Annotated in this window: 18 protein-coding genes; 6 read left to right on the top strand and 12 right to left on the bottom strand. The window is 52.9% G+C overall.

From position 1 onward, the window contains the following. Positions 1-28: 28 nt before the first annotated feature. The 3 genes from ACO0LC_RS00245 to ACO0LC_RS00235 all read right to left on the bottom strand — a co-directional run bounded on the left by ACO0LC_RS00245 (position 29) and on the right by ACO0LC_RS00235 (position 2707). Positions 29-499, bottom strand: a complete 471-nt coding sequence (locus tag ACO0LC_RS00245; protein ID WP_423000191.1) for a DUF2721 domain-containing protein — start codon at positions 497-499, stop codon at positions 29-31. A 136-nt stretch (positions 500-635) separates the two neighbouring features. Continuing rightward, a complete protein-coding gene (locus tag ACO0LC_RS00240; protein ID WP_422999437.1) occupies positions 636-1982 on the bottom strand; it encodes an ATP-binding protein in 1347 nt (448 codons plus the stop codon). Then, on the bottom strand, positions 1979-2707 hold the full coding sequence (locus tag ACO0LC_RS00235; protein ID WP_422999435.1) for a response regulator: 729 nt from the start codon (positions 2705-2707) through the stop codon (positions 1979-1981). The genes ACO0LC_RS00240 and ACO0LC_RS00235 overlap by 4 nt, the downstream gene beginning before the upstream one ends. Before the next feature lie 267 nt (positions 2708-2974). On the opposite strand from ACO0LC_RS00235, the gene ACO0LC_RS00230 reads away from it, so the two are divergent. After that, positions 2975-3496 (top strand): Spy/CpxP family protein refolding chaperone, encoded by a 522-nt coding sequence (locus ACO0LC_RS00230; protein ID WP_422999433.1) that lies wholly within the window; start codon positions 2975-2977, stop codon positions 3494-3496. 93 nt (positions 3497-3589) lie between these two features. On the opposite strand, the gene ACO0LC_RS00225 is transcribed toward ACO0LC_RS00230, so the two are convergent. The 3 genes from ACO0LC_RS00225 to ACO0LC_RS00215 form a co-directional block, all read right to left on the bottom strand. Then, positions 3590-5818, bottom strand: a complete 2229-nt coding sequence (locus tag ACO0LC_RS00225; RefSeq protein WP_422999431.1) for a bifunctional diguanylate cyclase/phosphodiesterase — start codon at positions 5816-5818, stop codon at positions 3590-3592. 261 nt (positions 5819-6079) lie between these two features. Beyond that, positions 6080-7354 carry an Hsp70 family protein gene (locus ACO0LC_RS00220; protein WP_422999429.1) on the bottom strand — a complete coding sequence of 425 codons (1275 nt, stop codon included), beginning with the start codon at positions 7352-7354 and terminating at the stop codon, positions 6080-6082. A 115-nt stretch (positions 7355-7469) separates the two neighbouring features. Next, the gene (locus ACO0LC_RS00215; protein ID WP_422999427.1) at positions 7470-8783 is read right to left on the bottom strand and encodes a hemolysin family protein; all 1314 of its coding nucleotides are present in this window, start codon (positions 8781-8783) and stop codon (positions 7470-7472) included. A gap of 78 nt (positions 8784-8861) precedes the next feature. Between ACO0LC_RS00215 and ACO0LC_RS00210 the strand changes: the two genes are divergently transcribed. Further along, on the top strand, positions 8862-10094 hold the full coding sequence (locus ACO0LC_RS00210) for a TCR/Tet family MFS transporter (RefSeq protein WP_422999425.1): 1233 nt from the start codon (positions 8862-8864) through the stop codon (positions 10092-10094). Between the two features lie 253 nt (positions 10095-10347). Here ACO0LC_RS00210 and ACO0LC_RS00205 read toward each other — a convergent pair whose 3' ends face one another. Then, positions 10348-11673 carry a dicarboxylate/amino acid:cation symporter gene (locus ACO0LC_RS00205; protein ID WP_422999423.1) on the bottom strand — a complete coding sequence of 442 codons (1326 nt, stop codon included), beginning with the start codon at positions 11671-11673 and terminating at the stop codon, positions 10348-10350. Between the two features lie 146 nt (positions 11674-11819). After that, a complete protein-coding gene (locus ACO0LC_RS00200; RefSeq protein WP_422999421.1) occupies positions 11820-13277 on the bottom strand; it encodes a PLP-dependent aminotransferase family protein in 1458 nt (485 codons plus the stop codon). Between the two features lie 178 nt (positions 13278-13455). On the opposite strand from ACO0LC_RS00200, the gene ACO0LC_RS00195 reads away from it, so the two are divergent. Then, the gene (locus ACO0LC_RS00195; RefSeq protein WP_422999419.1) at positions 13456-13767 is read left to right on the top strand and encodes a hypothetical protein; all 312 of its coding nucleotides are present in this window, start codon (positions 13456-13458) and stop codon (positions 13765-13767) included. Between the two features lie 51 nt (positions 13768-13818). Here the strand turns inward: ACO0LC_RS00195 and ACO0LC_RS00190 are convergent, their stop codons facing one another. Continuing rightward, the gene (locus tag ACO0LC_RS00190; protein WP_422999417.1) at positions 13819-14679 is read right to left on the bottom strand and encodes a hypothetical protein; all 861 of its coding nucleotides are present in this window, start codon (positions 14677-14679) and stop codon (positions 13819-13821) included. A 300-nt stretch (positions 14680-14979) separates the two neighbouring features. Here ACO0LC_RS00190 and ACO0LC_RS00185 point away from each other — a divergent pair, with 300 nt between their 5' ends. Both ACO0LC_RS00185 and ACO0LC_RS00180 read left to right on the top strand, forming a co-directional pair. Next, positions 14980-16740: a DUF1800 domain-containing protein gene (locus ACO0LC_RS00185; RefSeq protein ID WP_422999415.1), complete on the top strand. Its 1761-nt coding sequence runs from the start codon at positions 14980-14982 to the stop codon at positions 16738-16740. 50 nt (positions 16741-16790) lie between these two features. Further along, positions 16791-18191, top strand: a complete 1401-nt coding sequence (locus tag ACO0LC_RS00180) for a DUF1501 domain-containing protein (protein ID WP_422999413.1) — start codon at positions 16791-16793, stop codon at positions 18189-18191. A 6-nt stretch (positions 18192-18197) separates the two neighbouring features. Here ACO0LC_RS00180 and ACO0LC_RS00175 read toward each other — a convergent pair whose 3' ends face one another. After that, on the bottom strand, positions 18198-18794 hold the full coding sequence (locus ACO0LC_RS00175; RefSeq protein WP_422999411.1) for a chromate transporter: 597 nt from the start codon (positions 18792-18794) through the stop codon (positions 18198-18200). After that, on the bottom strand, positions 18794-19387 hold the full coding sequence (locus ACO0LC_RS00170) for a chromate transporter (protein WP_422999409.1): 594 nt from the start codon (positions 19385-19387) through the stop codon (positions 18794-18796). Before ACO0LC_RS00170 ends, ACO0LC_RS00175 begins: the two co-directional genes overlap by 1 nt. 203 nt (positions 19388-19590) lie before the next feature. On the opposite strand from ACO0LC_RS00170, the gene ACO0LC_RS00165 reads away from it, so the two are divergent. Then, the gene (locus tag ACO0LC_RS00165; RefSeq protein ID WP_422999407.1) at positions 19591-20412 is read left to right on the top strand and encodes a DUF2314 domain-containing protein; all 822 of its coding nucleotides are present in this window, start codon (positions 19591-19593) and stop codon (positions 20410-20412) included. Between the two features lie 202 nt (positions 20413-20614). Here the strand turns inward: ACO0LC_RS00165 and ACO0LC_RS00160 are convergent, their stop codons facing one another. Beyond that, on the bottom strand, positions 20615-21106 hold the full coding sequence (locus ACO0LC_RS00160; RefSeq protein WP_422999405.1) for a phage regulatory CII family protein: 492 nt from the start codon (positions 21104-21106) through the stop codon (positions 20615-20617). Positions 21107-21178: the final 72 nt, after the last annotated feature.

The raw sequence follows: 21178 nt of genomic DNA, 5'->3' as shown, positions 1-21178 counted from the left end.
GGCGGGGCTTTTTTAATGTGGCTGGATTTTACTCGCGGGCGATGATTTTGCGCCTGCCAAGCTGGCGCTGGCGTGTCAGGGTCTTGGTGGCGACAAAGATCTCGCGCATGAAGTAGATGAAACTGCCTATCAGCGAAAACACACCGGCGACGAAGAGTGTGGCAATCAGCTTGTCGAGATTCAGGCTGGTGGCATCACCCATGAACAGAGTCGCGATCACCAGGCAAATCAGCAAACCGCAAGAAGTGCTGAGGGTAATGGCGCGATTGATGAGGTGAGAGCGTTCATAGAGTTCATGGAGTTCTTCTTCCAGGCCAGCCGGGCTGACGGCCTGGCTATTATTGCCATGCAGTAATTCCTCGGCAACACGGGAACGATCTATGATGCGTGCCAGGCGGCTGGTCAGGACTGAGAGCGTGGTACCTACGCCAGTCAGCAGAAATACCGGGGCAATAGCAAGTTGTATGATATGGCTGACATCACCCAGTTGTAGATTGATCATGTGTATGTCCTCAGGTTTTTTCTGAATTTTACAGGCTGGGGACAGGCTTGGGCTAGCGGCTTGCAGACTTTTTGCTGGGGGGGCTGCCTCCTGCTGCAAGGCAGCAGGAGTAACAGCGAGGTCTTTGGCGGGGTCAGGCGGTTTGCATGGGTAAGGTCAGACGTACTTCCAGGCCGCCTTCAGGCAAGTTATTGAGTTGCAACTGGCCGCCATGTTGCTGGGCGATATTCTGGGCGATGGTCAGGCCCAGGCCCGTGCCGCCAGATTCGCGCGAGCGCGAGGTTTCCATACGGAAGAATGGCTCAAATACCTTGCTTTGAAATTCTGGTGGAATCCCCGTGCCGCCATCACGTATCAGCACATGCAGCACATCTTTGGCAGCATCCTTGCCTGCTACCAGGCTGACGGTGGCGTAATGACCATATTTGACTGCATTGTCGATGAGATTGGTCAGGCAGCGGCGCAGGGCTTGTGGCCTGGCCATGACAGTCAGGCCAGGCTTGCCTTCAAAGCTGACATTTTGGCCAGCGTCGGCAGCGTCGGCACAGACACTATCAAGCAGGGAATCAAGGTCCAGTGGCTTCAGGGCTTCATTGCTATCCATGCTGCGTGCCAGATCCAGGCCTTCGCGTATCATCATTTGCATGCCAGACAAATCTTCTATGAGTTTGTCGCGCAATTCTTCATCTCTGACTTTTTCCAGGCGCAGACGCAGGCGAGTCAAGGGGGTTTGCAAATCATGGGTGATGGCGGCCAGCATATGGGTACGCTGGGCGATATGCTGGCGTATCCTGGCTTGCATGGCATTGAAGGCGCGTGTCGCTTGCAGGATTTCGGTTGCGCCTTTTTCCGGCAGGGCAGGGCGGTTGATATCTTGCCCCAGGGCAGTGGCAGCTTTGGCCATTTGCTGCAAGGGCCGCATGGTCATGCGGGCGATCAGATACGCCAGCACGGCGATACTGGCTAAAAACAGGAACAGGTATTGCAGGAAATCGGGGCGCAGCGGTGGGGCTGGATTACGTGGCGGTAATACCGTCAGGCGCAGGGCCGTGCCATCATGCAGGGTGATGCCCAGGGCTTCGCAGGGCAGGCGATTGGTTTGTATATTTTGCGGGTTGCGCGGGCAGGATGCCGGGTCTTGTGCCAATGACATCACGCGAAAAGTCTTGCCCAGTCTTTCGCTGACAGCTGCAGCATATTCAGAACGCGGGGCCTGGTCGGTAGTCTCGGATGGCAGGGTAGCCACTTTCAAACCCAGGCGCGGCGCCGTCGCCAGGAATTTTTCGCGGTTTTCGGCAGGTAGTGCATCCAGTGCCAGCACCAGTTGCTCGGCTCTTTCTACGGCATGAGAATCCCTGTACTGCGATATGGTTTTTTGTCTTTCGCCAAAAGCCAGTGACCAGGTCAGTGCTGCTGAAGCAATCACGCCCAGTAACAGGATGGCAAATACCCGGCCCCACATCGACGATAAGATTTTCATGCCTCTTGCTCCACAGCGACAGTCACGGCCAGCACATAGCCGCCATTCCTGACAGTTTTGATGATTTGTGGTGAGCGTGCATCTTCCCGTAATTTTTGGCGCAGGCGGCTGATTTGAATATCTATCGAGCGGTCAAAGGGGTCGGCATCGCGGCCATGTGTCATGTTCAGCAATTGATCGCGATTGAGCACACGGTTCGGGTGTTCCAGGAAAATATTCAACATGCGGAATTCTGCACCTGACAGCGAGATCACCATGCCATCCGGGCCTATCAGATGGCGGGCTGTCAAGTCCAGGGTCCAGCCTGCAAACTTCAGTTTTTGCAGGGCTTCGCCTGTATGCGGATGGGCATTGCTTTGGGTGCGGCGCAAGACGCTGCGTATGCGGGCCAGTAATTCGCGTGGTTCAAAAGGCTTGGGCAAGTAATCATCTGCTCCCATTTCCAGCCCCAGGATGCGGTCCAGGGGTTCGCCGCGGGCAGTCAGCATGATGACCGGCAAGCTTGATTTGCTGCGCAGGGTGCGGCATAGCGTCAGGCCATCATCACCGGGCAGGTTCAAATCCAGCACGACCAGATCGATCTGGTGATTTTGCAGGGCTGCCCACATGGCATTGCCTTCGGCGGCTGTGATGGTGCTATAGCCATTATTGTCGAGATAATCGGCCAGCAGATTGCGGATGTCGCGGTCATCATCAACGATGAGAATTTTGTTTGGTGTGTCCATGTTCTTCATTATGAGCCTGGTCTTGACTATAAAAACCCTGATTTTGTATCGTCTTGTTATGATAAACCGAAGGGGAAACAGTAAGTAACATACCACGCCCGCAAAATCCTGCGTGTTACACGTCGATACAATGCGAGAGCAGACCGACATTTCATCGTTACAACTGTACTGCAAGATGCGAAGCGTGTCCTGGACAGTCGTGCCGGGGCAAGGCAAATCAGCTTACAGTAAACCTTGAGTATGTTCTTCTGTTCAGAAAGTGAAATCATGAATACCTTACAAAAAAAAATATCGATCGCTTTGACGGCACTGACACTTGGTGCTGCAAGCCTGAGCTGGGCGCAAAGTAGCCCACCTGCAACCCCATCAGACGGGCATGGCCAGCATGGTGACCCTGCCAAGTGGGCAGAAAAAATGAAAGAACGCATGGCCAAGCACCAGGCCGAATTGCACGACAAACTGAAAATCACGGCGGCCCAGGAACCCGCCTGGAAAAGCTTTACCGATGCCATGAACCCTGGCCCCATGCCTGCCCATCCAGACCGCAAGGAAATGGATAAGCTGACCACACCAGAGCGTATGGAAAAAGGCCTGGAAAAAATGAAAGAGCATTTGGCCAGGATGCAAACCCGTCTGAGCTCCCTGAAAACTTTCTATGCTGTGCTGACACCAGAGCAGCAAAAGATTTTTGATGAAAGCCACAGGCGCATGGCATCACATATGCGTGAACGCATGGGTCATATGGGCGCGCAAAAGGATGGTCAGCATCCACCTATGGACAAGAAATAAGCCGGGTAAGCAGGACAGGGCGTTTGCCCTGATACTGTAATAAGGCTGTTGCAGCGTGAGGCAGAAATAACATGCCCCGCCTGCAACAGCCTTTTATTTTCTGAGATTGATCCAGCTGATCAGATTCTCTTCCAGCATGGGCCGGCCTATATAAAAGCCCTGGCCTTCATGACAACCCATGGCAGCCAGGGTTTTCCAGTGAATTTCATGTTCTACACCCTCGGCAATGACTTGCAAGCCCAGCTTTTTACCGAGCTGTGTAATCAATTCGGCAATGCGTGGCCCCTCCGGTGTATCGATCTGGTTGACAAAGGCCCGGTCTATTTTCAGCCTGTCTACCGGTAATTTATCGAGGTAACTGAGGGAAGAAAAACCGGTACCAAAATCATCAATGGCGATTTTTACACCCAGTTCTTTGAGCCTGGCGAGCCGGGTTTCAAACATGGCGGCACCGCTCATGGTGACAGATTCGGTGATTTCGAGTTCCAGGTGTTGTGGCTGCAAACCGGTATCGCGCAAGGCGCGCTCCACGACGGCTATAAAATCATCCTGGCGGAATTGTACGACAGATACATTGACGCCCATGCGTTCTGGGGCGATGCCGGCTTTTTGCAATTTGACCATCATGAAGCAGGCTGTCCGCAAGACCCAGGCACCCAGGCTGATGATGAGGCCGGAATATTCTGCCAGGGGAATGAAATCATTCGGCGGTATCAGCACACCTTCATCCGTGCGCCAGCGTATCAGGGCTTCCAGGCCAGTGAATTTGCCGGTTTCCAGATCGATTTGTGGCTGGTACATGAGGAACAGGCGTTCCGCATCAAAGGCCTTGTGCAAATGCTGCATCAGGGTGGCGCGCTCGCGTATTTCTATACCCATGGAGCGGGTGAACAGTGTGCAAGTGCCGCGCTGGTGTATCTTGGTACGCTTCAAGGCGATGCTGGCATCTTTCAGTGGCTCTGCGCCATCCCCTTCATAACCAGCCAGGGCCACCATGCCTATCGACATGGATACCGAATGCGCGGTTTCTTCTATCGTGAAGGGCTCGATGAACAAGAGCCGCAAGCTTTCTGGCTCAAGTAATTCACTACTGCCCAGGAGGCCAAAGACATCGCCGGAAATACGCGCCAGGAAAATGGGTTCGCCGAGTTTTTCGCGCAGCCTGTCAGCAACAGCCTTGAGTATCAGGTCACCATAGTGATGGCCGAGCACATCATTGATCTCGGCAAAATCATCGATGTCTATGAGTGCCACCATTTGCCCGGGCATCCTGGTTTTCAGGACGCTGCTGATCTGGTCTATGAATTTCAGGCGGTTTGGTAACTTCAGCAATTGATCTCGGTAAGCATGGTTCTTGAGTTGATTCACCAGACTCAAATTGTCCAGGCAGACGCCAAGATTGGAGCAAAATACTTCCAGCAGATTCTGGTTGATTTCTGACAGCGAGAAGGGCAGGTCTATATAGGCTGCCAGCGGCCGGTTGCCCCGGCCAGAAAAATACAGGGTCATGCTGTGATCGGTGAACAGGGGTTCACGCAGGGTCAGCACATGGCGCAAGGCATCGCGTATCCTGCTATTGTGGATATCGTCGATGGGACAATTCATCAAATTGCTATAGTGCCCGGCAGAAGCAATGACATTGAAGACCTGAGGGGCCTCTTCATCCACATCATCAAGCTCGCCCTGGGCACATAGCAAGCCTTCGGGCGGGACGCCACACAGGGCAGCGATCTGGGTAATCACGCCGCTGGCAAAAGACTGTATCCCGTGTTCAAAGGTGAAGGCAGAACTGGAACTGATGATCTGGTGCAGACCGCGACGGCTGGCATCAATGGTGCGTATCTGCTCATACGATCGCACGGCAGCAGTCAGCGAAGTCAGTAATTTTTTGCGCGTCAGTTCATTCTTGGTTTTATAGTCATTGATGTCATAGTCACGTATGGCTTCTTCTTCCGGCGCATAACCAGGTTGTCCGGTGCGCAGGATGATACGGGTATCGGTCCAGCCCAGCTCATCGCGGATGAAGCTGACAAGTTCCAGGCCAGCATGCTCGGTTTCCATGACCACATCCAGCAGGATCACGGCAATGTCACTCTCGTTTGCGAAAACCCGGCGGGTTTCATCTTTGGAGTAAGTATGGATAAATTCCAGTGGGCGGTTCAGTATCTGCACATATTGCAGGGCAAAACAGGTAGTGCGATGGACGTCCTCGTCATCATCGACGATGGCGATTTTCCAGCTACGGCCTGCTTGTTGAGTTGCGGCTTCGTCTTCCGCATCTTCAACTATGAACAGCTCATCATCGTCTTGTTCATTCGACATGCCTTCTCCGAGTAGAAAAGCCTGCTAATTGATGCCACAAGTATAGTTTAAGTTTTGGACTCAGGCGTGCGGGTGTGCAGGAAGATAATGTGACTTTAGGTGAAATATATTAGTCAGGACTTACGCAAAACCGCCCCAGCTGTGTTGCAGCTCCCGCATTTAGCAAGATTCGGTACTAAAGTACTGTCTTCGTCGCTACTCCTTGCTGGGACAATTTTGCGTAAGTCCTGTTAGTCTAAGTTGCAGTCAGAGACGGCATTTTCAGGCAAAACGTCGGGCTGCATCCAGGCCCAGGCCTGCGCCTATGCTGCCAAACAAATCACCTTCTACCTTGGTGGCGGTGGGGACTATGCTGGCGATTTGCTGGCGCAAACCGCGCACACCGCTGGAACCACCGGTGAAAAACACGGTATCTACTTGCTCAGGCCTCAGGTTCGCCATGTTGAGCACGGTGTTGACGGTTTCGCCGATATTGCTGGTCAAGTGCGCGATCGAGGTTTGCAAGCCAGCCTGGTCCAGGGCCAGATGGCAGGCCGGGGCTGGTAGTTTGCTGCGCAAACGTTCCAGCGGCAAGTCTATGGTTTGTTGATCCGATAATAAGATTTTGGCTTCTTCCGACTTGATGGCCAGCCAGTGACCATCGCGTTCTTCGACCAGGTTCAGCAAACGTTCAAAACGCAGGCGCAATTCCGGGGTATTGATATCGCGATAGACTTCTTGCAATTCACGCCAGACTTTTTGGGTATAAGTCAGGTTGATGGTATGCCAGGTCGCGAGGTTGAAATAATAACTGGAAGGCACGTCGATCTGGCTGCCCAGGCGGCCACCCAGGCCCAGCAGGGGCATGACATGGTTCAGGCTCAGGTATTTGTCAAAGTCGGTGCCTCCTATGTGCACACCGGCATTGGCCAGGATATCGTCTTTTCTGTCTATTCTGTGGGCGCGTTCCGGTGCCAGGCGCACCAGCGAAAAATCTGAAGTACCACCACCTATGTCGGCGATCAGTACCAGTTCTTCCTTGCTGATGCGCGATTCATAATCAAAGGCGGCAGCGATGGGTTCGTACTGGAATTGTACTTCCTTGTAACCGGCAGCACGGGCGATTTGTTCCAGAGTGTCTTGTGCCAGCTTGTCAGCCTTGCTGTCATCATCGATGAAATGCACGGGGCGCCCCAGTACCGCCTGGGTGAAATGCGTACCGGCTGATTTCTCTGCGCGTGCTTTGAGTTCGCGTATGAATTGCGCCAGCAAATGGCGAAAAGGTACGGCCTTGCCCTGTACTTCGGTTTGCCCATCCATCAGACTGGTGCCCAGCAAGCTCTTCATGGAGCGCATCAAACGGCCTTCATAGCCTGCCAGGTAGTTACCCAGGGCGGCGCGGCCATAACTGACCTGGTCATCTTCTACATCAAAAAACACCACCGATGGCAGCGTGACTTTGCCCTCTTCCAGCGCCAGGAGCGCGGGCTGGCCCGGCCTGTGCCAGCCAACGGTTGAATTCGAGGTGCCAAAATCTACTCCACAAGCGTGCAACATGAAAATCCTGATAAAAACGGGTAAGCCAGCAGCTTTATTGTCCGGCTGCTGTCAGCAATGAAAAAGCGATGAAAAAGCAAAGAAAAAGCGAGATATTAAAATCTTAAGGTCTTGATCAGGATGATGCGCTGCTATCTGCGCCATCGAGCTTGACTACCAGTAATTGATCAATACGGTAATGATCAATATCGACGACTTCAAACTTGTAAGACCCCAGCATGACAAAATCCGTGCGCTTGGGTATCCTTTTCAGCATCGTCATCATAAAACCGGCAATGGTCTCATAGCTTCCCTGCTCAGGCAAGCCATCTATGTCGAGAGCGCGGCAGACATCCTCGATCGTTGTCGCACCGTCAATTAACCAGGAGTTGGCATCACGCTTGACGATCTGGTCTTCCAGGAAAGGATGTACCAGGTTGCCCATCAGGGTACTCAGCACATCATTGAGGGTAATCACACCCACCACCAGGGCATATTCATTGAGGATGACGGCAAAGTCTTCACGTGTGCCCTTGAATTGTTCCAGCATTTCCGACAGGGTCAGCGAATCGGGGACAGCCAGGGCTGTGCGTATCGATAATTCCTGCACCTTGGTGAAAGCCTGGTTGGTCAGTACCCGCTTGAGGATATCCTTGGATTCTACATAGCCAACGACATTGTCAATATTGCCATCGCAGACCAGGAACTTGGTATGCGGATGTTCGGCGATCTTCTGGCGTATGACCACATCTGTGTCTTGCAAAGTGAAGTAGACGATGCTGTCGCGCTGCGACATGGCCGATGGCACGGTGCGGCTTTCCAGCTCAAACACATTGCCTATCATGTGATGCTCGCTTTCCAGCACGACCCCGGCTTCAGCACCGGCATCAAACATGGCATAAATTTCATCGGAAGTGATTTGCTCATTGCGTGTTGTCGGTAAATTCAACAGCCGCAAGAGCAGGTTGGCCAGGCCATTGAAGACCCAGACCAGGGGTTTGAACAGGCGCACGCACAAAAGTATAGGGCTGACTACCAGCATGGCCACGGTTTCTGGCGAAATCATGGCGATCTTCTTGGGCATCAGGTCAGCAAACAAAATGAAGATCGAGGTCACGAACAAAAAAGAGCTGACGAAGCTGACAGTTTCCACCCAACTGATCATGCCAAAGATAGCCGCCAGGGCTTTCAGGATATACGGCGTCAAGGCTTGTTCACCCAGGATACCACCGAGTATCGCCACTGCATTCAGGGCGATTTGCACGACTGTAAAAAAATGCCCGGGCTCTTGCTGCAGTGCCAGCACCTTGCCCGCACGTTGCTCGCCCTCGGCATACAGGATCTGCAGCTTGACCTTGCGCGCTGCCGCCAGTGAAATCTCGGACATGGAAAAAAATGCGCTGATGGCGACCAGCAAGGCAATAACAAGAAAATGATCAAACAAAGCCATATTGCCCTCTCTACAAATCTATCTTGCAGTAATCATATACTATTGTGCTTTGAACATTCCGCTTAAAGGATGTCTGGTATGACAAGTTCTGAACAGGCAGATGTTGCCAAAGCACTGCCGACCAATGTGCGTTTTGTATTGATTACGGTATTCCTCGATATCCTCGGCATAGGCCTCATCATTCCGGTCTTGCCGCGGCTGGTGGCCAGTTATACCTTGCAGGCAGATAGCCAGGCATACTGGTATGGCGCTATCGTTGCCATCTACGGCGTCATGCAATTTATCTTCGCGCCCATGATAGGCGCACTCAGTGACCGTTATGGCCGCCGTCCTGTCTTGCTGACTTGCGTGCTGGGCCTGGGCTTGAATTTCTTCATGCTGACCCAGGTCACCAATATCTACTGGATGCTGCTGGTGCGTGCCATAGGCGGTATCACGGCAGGAAATCTGTCAGTGGCGAATGCCTATATCGCCGATGTCTCCAGCCAGGAAAACCGTGCCAAGGCCCTGGGCAAGATAGGTGCCATGTTTGGTCTGGGTTTTATCTGCGGCCCTGTCATCGGTGGCATGCTGGGTGAGGCGCATATCCATTACCCGTTTTATCTGGCAGCGGCTGTGTCGCTGGCTAATGTGGTGTATGGCTATTTCTCACTGCCGGAATCCCTGCCTGCAGAACATCGCAAAGCTTTTCGTCTTGCTGCCGCCAATCCCTTTGCCGGCCTGCGTGGGTTGGCGCATTTGCGTGGCGTTGGCGCATTGGTATGGGTATATGCGCTAACCATGTTTGCCCAGTTCACTTTGCAAACCACCTGGGTCCTGTCTACAGAATTGCGCTTTGGCTGGACACCCATGCAAAATGGTTTTTCACTGTTCATGGTTGGCATTTCCAGCGTACTTATGCAAGGCGTTTTTCTGGGGTCTTATATCAAGCGGGTAGGTGACGCCAATGCCGTCCTGATCGGTCTGGCGTCTTCCACTGTGGCGCTGAGTTGTTATGGCCTGGCAAGTCAGGGGTGGATGATGTATGTGTTGATTTTGTGCAATGTGCTGGCCTTTGCTACCGGCCCTGCCCTGCAAGGTTTTTTCTCGCGCGCAGTGGATGCACGTTCGCAAGGCCTGGCCATGGGCTCACTGACGGCACTGGCCAGTATCATGAGCGTGTTTGCCACCTTGATAGGTACATCGATAGTCGGCCAGGTCAGTCATTTTGAAAAGGGTAGTATCTTGCTGGGCGCGCCTTTCTTTCTGGCGGCGACCATACAATTAATGTCCCTGACTCTGGCCTTGCGGCATTTGAGAAAAAGTAGTTGAAGTTTGCAGAGATAAAAAAAGCGGACTTTCAAGTCCGCTTTTGCATACATTCAATTACTTAGGACTTACGCAAAATTGTCCCAGCAAGGCTGTCGCTTTTATGAAACCTCCCTTGCAAGGGAGGTTCGTTTCGTCAGCAGACAACATATTGTCTGAAACCCTGACTGCACCGTAGCGACGAAGACAGTACTTTTAGTACGGCTAGGAGCTGCAACGCAGCTGGGGCGGTTTTGCGTAAGTCCTATTACTTTATTTAGTGACGTACTGCTGTGTGCATGGATGCCGTATCCATCAAGATTTCCGGATCTTCTGCTTCTTCCACACTTTCATTATTCAGGCGCTTCTGCATCTTGACGATGTCCACATCGTTGCCCCATTTTCCCACCACGATAGTGGCGACACCATTGCCGATGAGGTTGGTCAGGGCGCGTGCTTCTGACATAAACCTATCTATACCAAGTATCAGGGCCAGGCCAGCGACAGGCACACCGCCAACCGCAGACAGGGTGGCAGCCAGCACGATGAAACCACTCCCTGTGATACCCGCTGCGCCCTTGGATGTCAGCAGCAAGACTGCCAGCAAAGTGATTTGCTGCATCAGGGTCATCGGTGTATCCGTTGCCTGGGCAATGAAGACTGCGGCCATGGTCAGGTAGATGGAAGTGCCATCCAGGTTAAACGAGTAACCGGTAGGGATGACCAGGCCGACCACGGATTTTTTCACGCCCAGGTTTTCCAGCTTGGCCATCATGCGTGGCAAGGCAGATTCAGAAGAGGACGTGCCCAGTACGATGAGCAATTCTTCCTTGATGTATTTGATGAATTTCCAGATACTGAAACCATGGAACCTGGCAATGGTACCAAGTACACCAAAAATGAAGATCAGGCAGGTGATATAGAAAGTGGCCATCAGCATGCCCAGTTCTGCCAGGGACTTGACACCGTATTTACCTATGGTGAAGGCCATGGCACCAAATGCTCCTATCGGCGCGGCTTTCATGATATAGCCGACGATGACAAACAACACGTGGGAGAATTTTTCCACCATATCAAATATCAGGGTTCCACGGCCGCCAAAGCGATGCAAGGCAAAGCCGAAAAACACCGAGATCAATAAGACTTGCAGGATCTCGCCTTTGGCAAAAGCATCGGTAAAAGTCGTAGGTATGATGGCCATCAAAAATTCTGTCGTGGTCTGCATTTTGCCCGGTCCGGCAAAGGCAGCGACGCCCTTGGTATCAAGGGTATGCACATCGATATGCATGCCCACCCCAGGTTGCACGACATTGACGATGATGAGGCCGACGATCAATGCCAGGGTACTGACCACTTCAAAATACAGCAGGGCCATGCCACCGGTCTTGCCGACTTTTTTCATGTCTTCCATGCCGGCTATACCGACTACCACGGTACAGAAAATAATCGGCGCTATCATCATCTTGATGAGCTTGATGAAAGCATCGCCCAGCGGTTTCATGGCAGTGCCAGAATCGGGATAGAAATGGCCAAGCATCACGCCTAGAACAATCGCGGTGATGACTTGAAAATACAGGGATTTGTAGAAGGCTTGAGCTTTCATCCTGGGTCTCCATTGGATGGTAGAAAGTCTCGCCTGAACGAAATCAGCATGGCGAGCACGTTGCGGAATATTTGTTTCCGTCAGTGCAGCCATTATGGAAAATGCGCGGAACAGCCACAATTGTGGCTTTCCACAGTGCTTAAAAATTATGCAGCGATGTGTTGCCTGGAAGAAGCCTGATGCTGAATGATGCGGCCCAGCAAACGCATCGCATCATCCAGATCCTGGGTATATGGCATGCCACAATTGAGGCGCAAAAAATGATCAAAACGATTTGAATTGGAATACATCAAACCTGGTGAAACCAGGATGCTCTCCTCTAGAGCGGCATCAAAAACCGCGCGGGACGACGTGCCGGTTGGCATTTCCACCCACAGCGAAACACCACCAGCTGGCATGGTCACACGCGTGCCTTCCGGGAAATAAGTGGCAATCGCTTCGGCCATTTTTTCTCTTTGCACGGCGAGGCTACTACGTAGTTTCCGCAGGTGTCTGTCGTAAGCTGACGACAGTAAAAAAGTCGCCGTAACTATCTGTGACAATTCCTCGTTATAACGGGTGTGCGCATACTTCAGCATGTTGACTCGCTCTTGCCAGCGGCCCGCCAGTATCCAGCCCACGCGCATGCCAGGCGCGAGTATCTTGTGTACCGATGCGCAGTAAATCACATTGCCGCTATGGTCCCATTGCTTCAATGCAGTTGGTATTTTATCGCCATCTGCGAGGGCGCTATAAGAGTCATCTTCTATCAGCGGTATGCCCTGCTTTTCACACAGTGCTACCAGTTTTTGCTTGTGCTGGTCGGGCATCATGCTACCCAGAGGATTTTGTAAATGCGGCACGACCACGACTGCCTTGATATTGTCATAGGTGCGCATCGCCAGTTCCAGCGCCTCGACGGAAATGCCGGTGCTGGGGCTGGTGGGTATTTCCAGGGCTTTCATGCCCAGGCTTTCCAGCACTTGCAAGAGGCCGTAAAAAGTCGGTGATTCCACCGCGATGACATCACCTGCCTGAGCGACGGCGCGCAAGGCCAGGTTCAGGGCTTCGATACAGCCATTGGTAATGATGATTTGTTCTGCGGAAGTGCTGATGCCGGAATCAAGTGCGCGCTTGGCCAGCGCAGCCTTGAGTTCACGGTTGCCACCCGGTGATATCGCCTTGGTCAGCAATTCTGGATAACGGCGCAGGGTACTGACGGTCAGGCTGCGCAATTGCTGGTGTGGGTACAGCGCCGGGCCACCAGTTGCGCGGGCCAGATTGCATTTCACCTGGCGCTGGCCCTGGGCAATGATTTCTGACACCAGTTCATGGATGCCGACAAACTGCGCGGGGTCGATGATCTTGCCTATGGTGGGTTCCTGCGCAGGTATCAGGCGCACCCGTCTTGGCTGTCGCACAAAATAGCCAGAACGCGGGCGCGCTTCCAGCCAGCCTTCGGTTTCCAGCTGGCGGCAGAGCTGTAAGGCAGTGGACAGACTGACGCCGTGCACATGCATGAGTTTGCGTACCGAAGGCATGCGGTCACCCAGCTTGAGTGTGCCGCAGCGTATGGCATTCAGGTAATGGTCGGCCAGTTGCCTGTAGAGAGGTAGGGTTTGCATAGCTTGACGATGTAAAGATGCTCAGGGCCTGCACAGATACAGTTCAGGACTAACGATACAATAACAGATTATGAATTAACTGTCTGATGCGATACAGATAGGCTTTTTCTGTGTCTGTGCGGAATCTCTGGCAAGACTTATCCTGAAACACATGCCTCACCACTTTCAGGAGCATTTCATGGATATACATACGATCAAAGCGGGTCAGCGCCTGCACCTACTGTTAATGACAGATAGCAAACTGCATTTGCATAAGGGGTGTTTGCAAATTGTGGCTGCGCCGCAATTCCTGGAAGGCGTGGCCTGGCAAGTGGATACGGTGCTCAGTGCCGGTGCATGCTTCTCGGCGGAGCGCGATGGCTGGGTAGCGTTGCGCGCGCTGGAGACTTGTGACTTGCTGATACAGCAAGTGGAGCCTGTCAGCTGGTGGCAGGGTTTGCTGCAGTTGTGGCGAGGGCGGGCCGCCAGGGTCTCAGGCCAGCCAGTCTGAGATACCGGGCTTGTCGCCTGGCCGGACCGGCCAGGCTTGAGATACAAAGATCTAAGGGAAAAATTCTTTCATCAAGAAACTTTCCAGCTCTGCCGTATCTTCTATCCGTGCAGACATGCGTCTTACCGTGCCCAGGCGTCTGGATTCCCAGTTGAAATCGCCCTTGTATTCCATGCGTATGATTTCTATCATGCGGCGTACTACGGCCATGCGAACATCACCGCCCAGACCGGCATCTACTTCAAAGAACTGTTTTCTGCCTGATGCGATGGCACGGGTATTCCAGCCGTGGAAGGAGAACCGGCCCACCCGGGTGCTGACATCAATTAACTGAAACACGCCGCTGCCGCCACGACCATTGGCTTGCTGCATGCTACGGCGCACATTGGCTTCTGCCACTTCTTGCGGTGTCATGCCGCGTCCAGCCTGACGGGCACCTTCATTTTCCTGGGCTGCCGCTTCTTCGGCGGCGCGACGGCGTTCACGTGCTGCATTGGCCAGGGCCATCATATCCATTTCTGGCGGCGTTTCCTTGGCTTGCGGTGGCGGCGGTTGCGGGACAGGTGAGTCCGTGGTCGGCTGCGGCGTGGCCCTGGGCTGGGTGATGGCGTTTTTGGATGGCGGGATGCGCACAGGTTTGGACTGGGTCTTCTGCTTTTGCGGGGCAGTCGCCTGCTTGGGTGCTGACACCGCCTTTTCCTTATTCATGAGCAAGACGATAGGCTCACTCAAGCCTGCTTTATCCAGCTTTTTTTTCAGCACGCTCATATTCAGCAGGAAATACAGCAACAGCCCATGTACCAGCAAAGCCAGCACGATGCCAAACATATTCGCGGGGCGAAACCGGATGTGCAAATGAACTTCACCCGGCAGGGCAATTTCATCTTCAGGCGCTTCTATGCTCAACTTCATGGACTATGAACCGGTGCAGAATTTCAAGGTGGCAAGCATACCTCAAACTATGCCTGTTCCTGTAACAAAGATTGTCTGGAGGGCAGGACCAATGAGTCCTGATCATTCCGATAAAACGAAAGTGTAACAAATGATCTGGGCAGGCTACATCCATCCAGCTCTATTTCCACCCACTAAGTAACGAACTATATACAAAACCTGCATATTCCCTGACAACTGCTTACAAATCGGTAATAGGAAATTTACATGGCTATCCTATTGTGAAAGCCAGCAATCTTTATACAAACAAGAGGGGCATATATGGAAGAGCAACTGGCTGGCACGGAGACTGTTAATCATATTGACAGCATAGACAAGAATTTGTTCAAACAACAAGAGGAATTAAAGCGGGCGGCGCTGATGGCGTCCACCGCCTTGCTGGCGGCTTGCGGCGGAGCTACTAACACTGCCGATAGCAATGCAGTCAGTCCAGCTGCCAGCACGATGCCGCCACCAGCGCCGGCTCCTGAACCTGTCAGTACCGCCATTACATCCAGCGAAGCAGCCCGCTTCCTGGCACAGGCCAGCCTGGGAGCCAGCCGGGCCCAGATCGCCAGAGTACAAAGCCTGGGTTATGCAGGCTGGCTCGATGAGCAATTCAGCCTGCCTGGTAATGGCAGTCGCTGGGACTGGCTGGTTTCCAAGGGCCTTAGCGATATCAGCTTTCGCAATAGTGAAAGCGGTTTTGATGCCACCGCCTGGCGTAAGCTGATCAGCTCACCCGACACCCTGCGCCAGCGTTTTACCCTGGCCTTGTCTGAAATCATCGTGGTGGCCATTGATGGCTTGATTGGTGGTGGCTGGAAAGCCTTTGCCGCAGCGGCCTGGCTGGACATGCTGGAAGCGAATTGTTTTGGTAATTATCGCGATCTCTTGCAACTGGTGTCGACCAGCCCCGCCATGGGCACCTACCTTACCTTTCGCGGCAATATCAAGTTCAATCCCCAGACCGGTGCCTTGCCGGATGAAAATTATGCGCGCGAACTCATGCAACTCTTCAGCATAGGTTTGCTTGAACTCAATCCCGACGGTAGCCCACGCCTGGAAGCGGGCAAGACCAGGGAAACCTATGGCCTCGACGATATTACCGGCTTGGCCCGCATTTTTACTGGCTGGGATTTTGATCTGGCTGGCGGCAAGGCCGATACCCCGGATTTTATGCGCAGACCCATGATACAAGTGGCCAGCAGACATGAAACCGGTGCTTCCAGCTTCCTGGGCAAGACTGTGGCAGCGGGCCTGAATGGTGCGGATGCCTTGAAAGCAGCGCTGGACATCATCTTTGCCCACGCCAATGTCGCCCCTTTCATCAGCCGCCAATTGATACAAAGACTGGTGACCAGCAATCCTAGTCCCGCCTATGTCGCCAGAGTGGCTGTGGTGTTTGGCAATGATGGTAGCGGCAGCGCCAGCAGCAGGGGGAACCTGAAGGCAGTACTGAAAGCCATCTTGCTTGATGATGAGGCACGCCAGCCAGCCAATATCAGCAATCCGCAGTTTGGCAAATTGCGTGAACCCATGCTGCGCTTGCTGGCCTGGGCACGAGCCTACAATGCCACGGCGACGAACGATACCTGGAATCTCGGCAATACCAGTGATCCCGCCACCAGGCTGGGACAAAGCCCTCTGCGCTCACCATCGGTATTCAATTATTTCCGTCCCGGCTATGTGCCACCGAATACCGCGATTGCCACGGCTGCCCTGGTCGCACCTGAATTCCAGATCACCAATGAATCCTCGGTGGTTGGTTATGTAAATTATATGCAGCATGCAGTCAGCAGCGGTATCAGTGATGTGACAGCGGACTACAGCAGCCTGATGCCGCTGGCAGAAACAGCGCCCGCCCTGCTCGATGAAATCAATCTGGTACTGGCGGCAGGTCAATTGAGCGCCGCTACTTTGCTCAATCTCAGCAATGCTGTCGACAGCATGCCCAGGGGGACCGATAACCGCCGCAAACAAAGAATTTATGCGGCGCTGACGCTGGTGCTGGCCGCACCAGAATTTATCGTTCTCAAATGAGTTCGGGATACTGCTCAAATAATTTACTGTAATGATGACAGGAAAGCATGATGAAAAATTCTACAACCATGAATGCCTCACGCCGCGCATTCTTGCAACGTGTCTCGGCACTCTCGATTGCCGGTGTTGCCACCCCCTGGGCACTCAACCTGGCCGCCATGGCCGAAGCTTCCGCCGCCAATGCCGACGACTACAAGGCCATCGTCTGTGTATTCTTATACGGCGGTAATGATTACGCCAACACCCTGGTGCCCTATGATACGGCCAATTACAATGCCTATAACCAGTTGCGCCCCACCCTGGCATATGCACGCGATAAACTCAGTGGCACCGTGCTGCAGGGTTTGAATGTGCCGCTGGATCGCCGCGGTTTCAGCCATCAATATGCACTGGCACCCGAACTGGCACCGTTGCTGCCGATTTTCGATGCAGGCAAGATGGGAGTATTGTTGAACGTCGGTACCCTGATACGCCCGACCACCAAGCTGGAATACACGAATAAAACAGCGATGCTGCCGCCCAAATTGTTTTCGCATAACGACCAGCAATCGGTATGGCAATCTTCTGCGCCAGAGGGGGCAACCTCAGGTTGGGGCGGGCGCATGGGCGATCTGTTCCAGGCAGGTAATGGCAATGCCACTTTTACCTGCGTGAATGTTTCAGGCAATGCGGTTTACCTGTCCGGTAATACGGCCGTGCAATACCAGGTGTCGACCAATGGCTCCGTGCCGCTGGCGGGTTTGCAGGCACCACTGTTTGGTTCAGCAGCTTGTTCCACCGCCTTGCAAAACCTGGTCACGCAAGCCCGGCCACATTTGTTTGAAAATGAATATACCCGTGTCAGCAAACGCTCCATCGATGCCAATGGGGTACTGACTGCGGCACTGGCGGGCGCACCGGCAATCGCTACACCATTTAATGAAGAGAATAATCTTGCCATGCAATTGAAGATGGTGGCGCGCATGATTTCCTGTGCTGGTACGCTGGGGACGAAACGTCAGGTGTTTTTTGTTTCCATGGGAGGCTTTGATACCCATGATGGCCTGGTGTCCACACACCCAGGTTTGCTGGCCAGTGTGGCAGAAGCCATGGCGGCTTTTTATGCCGCCACCAAAGAATTGAAAGTCGACAGCAAGGTCACCAGCTTTACGGCTTCTGACTTTGGCCGTACTTTAAGCGGCAATAATGATGGTTCTGATCATGGCTGGGGCAGCATGCATTTCATGCTGGGTGGTGCCGTCAATGGCAAGCGCTATTACGGCACTGCGCCACTGGTAGCGACTGACAGCGATGATGATGTAGGGCAGGGCCGTTTATTGCCAACGACCTCGGTCGATCAATATGCCGCTACCCTGGGTAAATGGCTGGGAGTATCTGACAGTGATATGCTGGCCTTGCTACCAAATTTGCAGTATTACAACGCCAGTCAGCGCTACCTGGGTTTTGTTTGACATTTTTTAAATCCAGCCTAACCATCCCAATATTGCGCCACCCGCCAGCAGCCACAGCAGATGCAGGCGGGTGCGCCAGACCACCAGGGTGCAGACTACCGTCATCAGCCACAAAGGCCAGTCTTTACTGGCCTGGTTATGCGAGGCTGCCATGATCCAGCCTGTGGCCAGCAAGAGACCTATGACGATCGGTGCCATACCCAGCTTGAAGGCGCGCACACTGCGCAGTTCGCGGTTGGCATGTCCCCAACTGGCCGCCACATAAGTCAGGGTAGTGCTGGGTAATAAGATACCCGTCATGGTAATGAAGACACCCAGCAAACCGGTCAACATACCACCGGCATTCATGCCCACATTCCAGCCCATCAGGGCAATGAACAAGACATTCGGACCTGGTGCCGCCTGGGCGATCGATACCGAGGCATTGAATTGTGCATCCGTCAGCCAGCCCTGTTGCGCCACCAGGTAGCGATGCATGTCCGGCAGGGTAGAAATCGCCCCACCTATGGACAGCAGGGAGAGCATCATATAGTGCAGGAACAATTGCAGCCAGTCATTCCAGTTCATGCTGATGAGCAAAACATGAGGCAGGGTATCCGGCATTATTTGAGCCTCCGGTAAGCGATGATGCAAGTGATGGCACCAAGGCTGAACAAGACATAAACCAGAGGCAGGCGGAAGTAGGCGATGCCAATAAAGCACAAGGCGCTGAACAGCAGGGCCAGAGTTCTGCCCAGGGGGTTATTGTTCAGTGCCGGGATCAGTTTGAGACCGGTGGCAATGATCAGTCCGGCAGTGACGGCACTCATGCCACGCAAGGCACCGACCACTTCAGGATGCTGGGCAAACTGGGCATAGACCACGGCCAGCACCAGCACGATCAACAAGGGCACAGACAACATGCCAGCCAGTGCTGCCATGGCACCAGCAAAACCAAAATGGCGATGACCTATCATGAGGGATAAGTTCACCACATTTGGCCCTGGCAAAATCTGTGCGACGGCCCAGTCTTCGACGAATTCTTCCATCGTCATCCAGCGTTTTTTTTCTACCAGCTCACGCTGGACTATGGCCAGCACACCACCAAATCCTTGTAATGCCAATAAGGTAAATGAAATATACAAATCCGCAAGGGAGGTGGGACGCTGGCTTGGGGCTTCTGTGGACATGATGATGGCAGCCTGACGGCTTGGCATAGGGCAGGCTTGTATTGTAAATCAGCAGAGCAAATGCTGCTGGGCAAATATTTCATCTATTCAAATTTCCCAAAGCATAGCTGTGCCGACTGCGCGCATTGCGATTAATAAGTAAAGGCTTGTATCAATTGAAACGAAGTGCTGTACTTGCGTAATTGTCAGTCTGCTTGCAGTATATTGTTTTTATTTTATCGGCCAAGATCATGAGTGAAGACAAAATAGTCATGTTTGAAGGTGCCAGCCCGGCGATGCAGGTGGCTGCTGAACAGGCTCGCAAGACGTTTAAATACTTCTGGCGCGAATTGTCATGGGAGCGTAGACGTATCATACCTGCCCTGGATTTGGCCGCTGTGAAAATAGCTTTTCCTACAGGTTCAAGCGGGGACGTGCCTGAAGTTGAACATATGTGGATCAATGAAATACAGTTTGATGGAGATACCATTACCGGTATTTTGCTGAATAACCCACAATGGTTTGACAGCATCGCAGCAGGTGACCCGGTGAGCGTGTCGCTGGAGGAAATTGATGACTGGATGTATGCTATTGATGGCAAAGTATATGGTGGTTACAGCATTGACGTGATACGTAGCGGTATGTCAAAAACAGAGCGTGACGATCATGACAGGGCCTGGGATTTGGATTTTGGCAAGCCAGGAAAAATCTCCGTCGTACTGGAACCTGCAAAAGAAAAACAGGGATTCTTATCCAGTCTGTTTGATACGACAGAAAAGTCCGTCTTAAACAACATAGACGACTTGCCAGAACACCCCGCAAGTGAAAACATGGCAGAGCCTATGGATAAGGGTTTGCAGGATGAGCCTGCTTTTACCCGCAGCGTCGATGAAGCTGGCTGGACCCTGCTGCAGAGGGATGCGCTGGCTGGCAATCTCGCGCAAGTTACTTTATTGGTCAAACATGGTGCCGATCCTGGTGCGCTCAATCCCAAAGGTGAAACAGCACTGGATCTGGCACGCAAAATGGGCTGGCCGAGGATAGTCGCTTTCCTGGAAAAGAGATTGCACTAAACAGGCTCTGCTTAAGAGTTAAGCAAGTGCCAGCAATACACTTTTCTTCATTTCGCAGGAGCGGCTTTAGCCGCGAACATCTGGCCGTGTCGGTCTTCGGTTTGTAGCAGATAATCGCGGCTGAAGTCGCTCCTACAAGACTACGCTCGTCTTATGCACGTAGATGTAAGCAATCCCTGGTGCGCGAACAGTCGCAAGAAATTCACGACTCCCTTTGTTTATGATGCGCACGTATGCGTGCGCGCCATTCACCCAGCACCGTTAGTGCACTCTGAAATTCTTTTTCTATCAAGTCTGCTTCGGCATCGGTAATCACGCCATCGATGAGGGCAGTGGAGACAGCCTCAGCCACATCGCCCACCCGGCTCATGACGCGGCAAACTGTTTGCGACAAATCATCTTCGCTGACCTGGTCAGTTTCAGGTATCACAAATGCCGCCATGCCATGACGGCTTAACAACGCATGCAACGGCAAATGGGCATCCTTGACACCCGCGTTATGGCAGAGCTCGACGATCAGCGAGAGTTCTTCAAACGAGGGGTAATGTGATTCTATGCCAGGTGCCAGCTTGTTGCGCAAGACATTCACCGAGACTTCCATACGGCCAGCCAATGCCTCCAGGCCACCAGGATAGGCGCGCGCAATCTTGTACAAGGCGTCGTGCTGGTTCATGTCCGAATATTTACGTGTCATGGTGAATTCCCTCGTTTATTACCGATGATCTTTAACTTTTTGCTCACTATGATGACATCCATCGAGCGTTGA

This window comes from Undibacterium sp. JH2W (assembly GCF_049340425.1).
In the GTDB taxonomy this organism is placed as follows: Bacteria; Pseudomonadota; Gammaproteobacteria; order Burkholderiales; family Burkholderiaceae_D; genus Undibacterium.
This window is presented reverse-complemented; position numbering and strand designations above follow the sequence as displayed.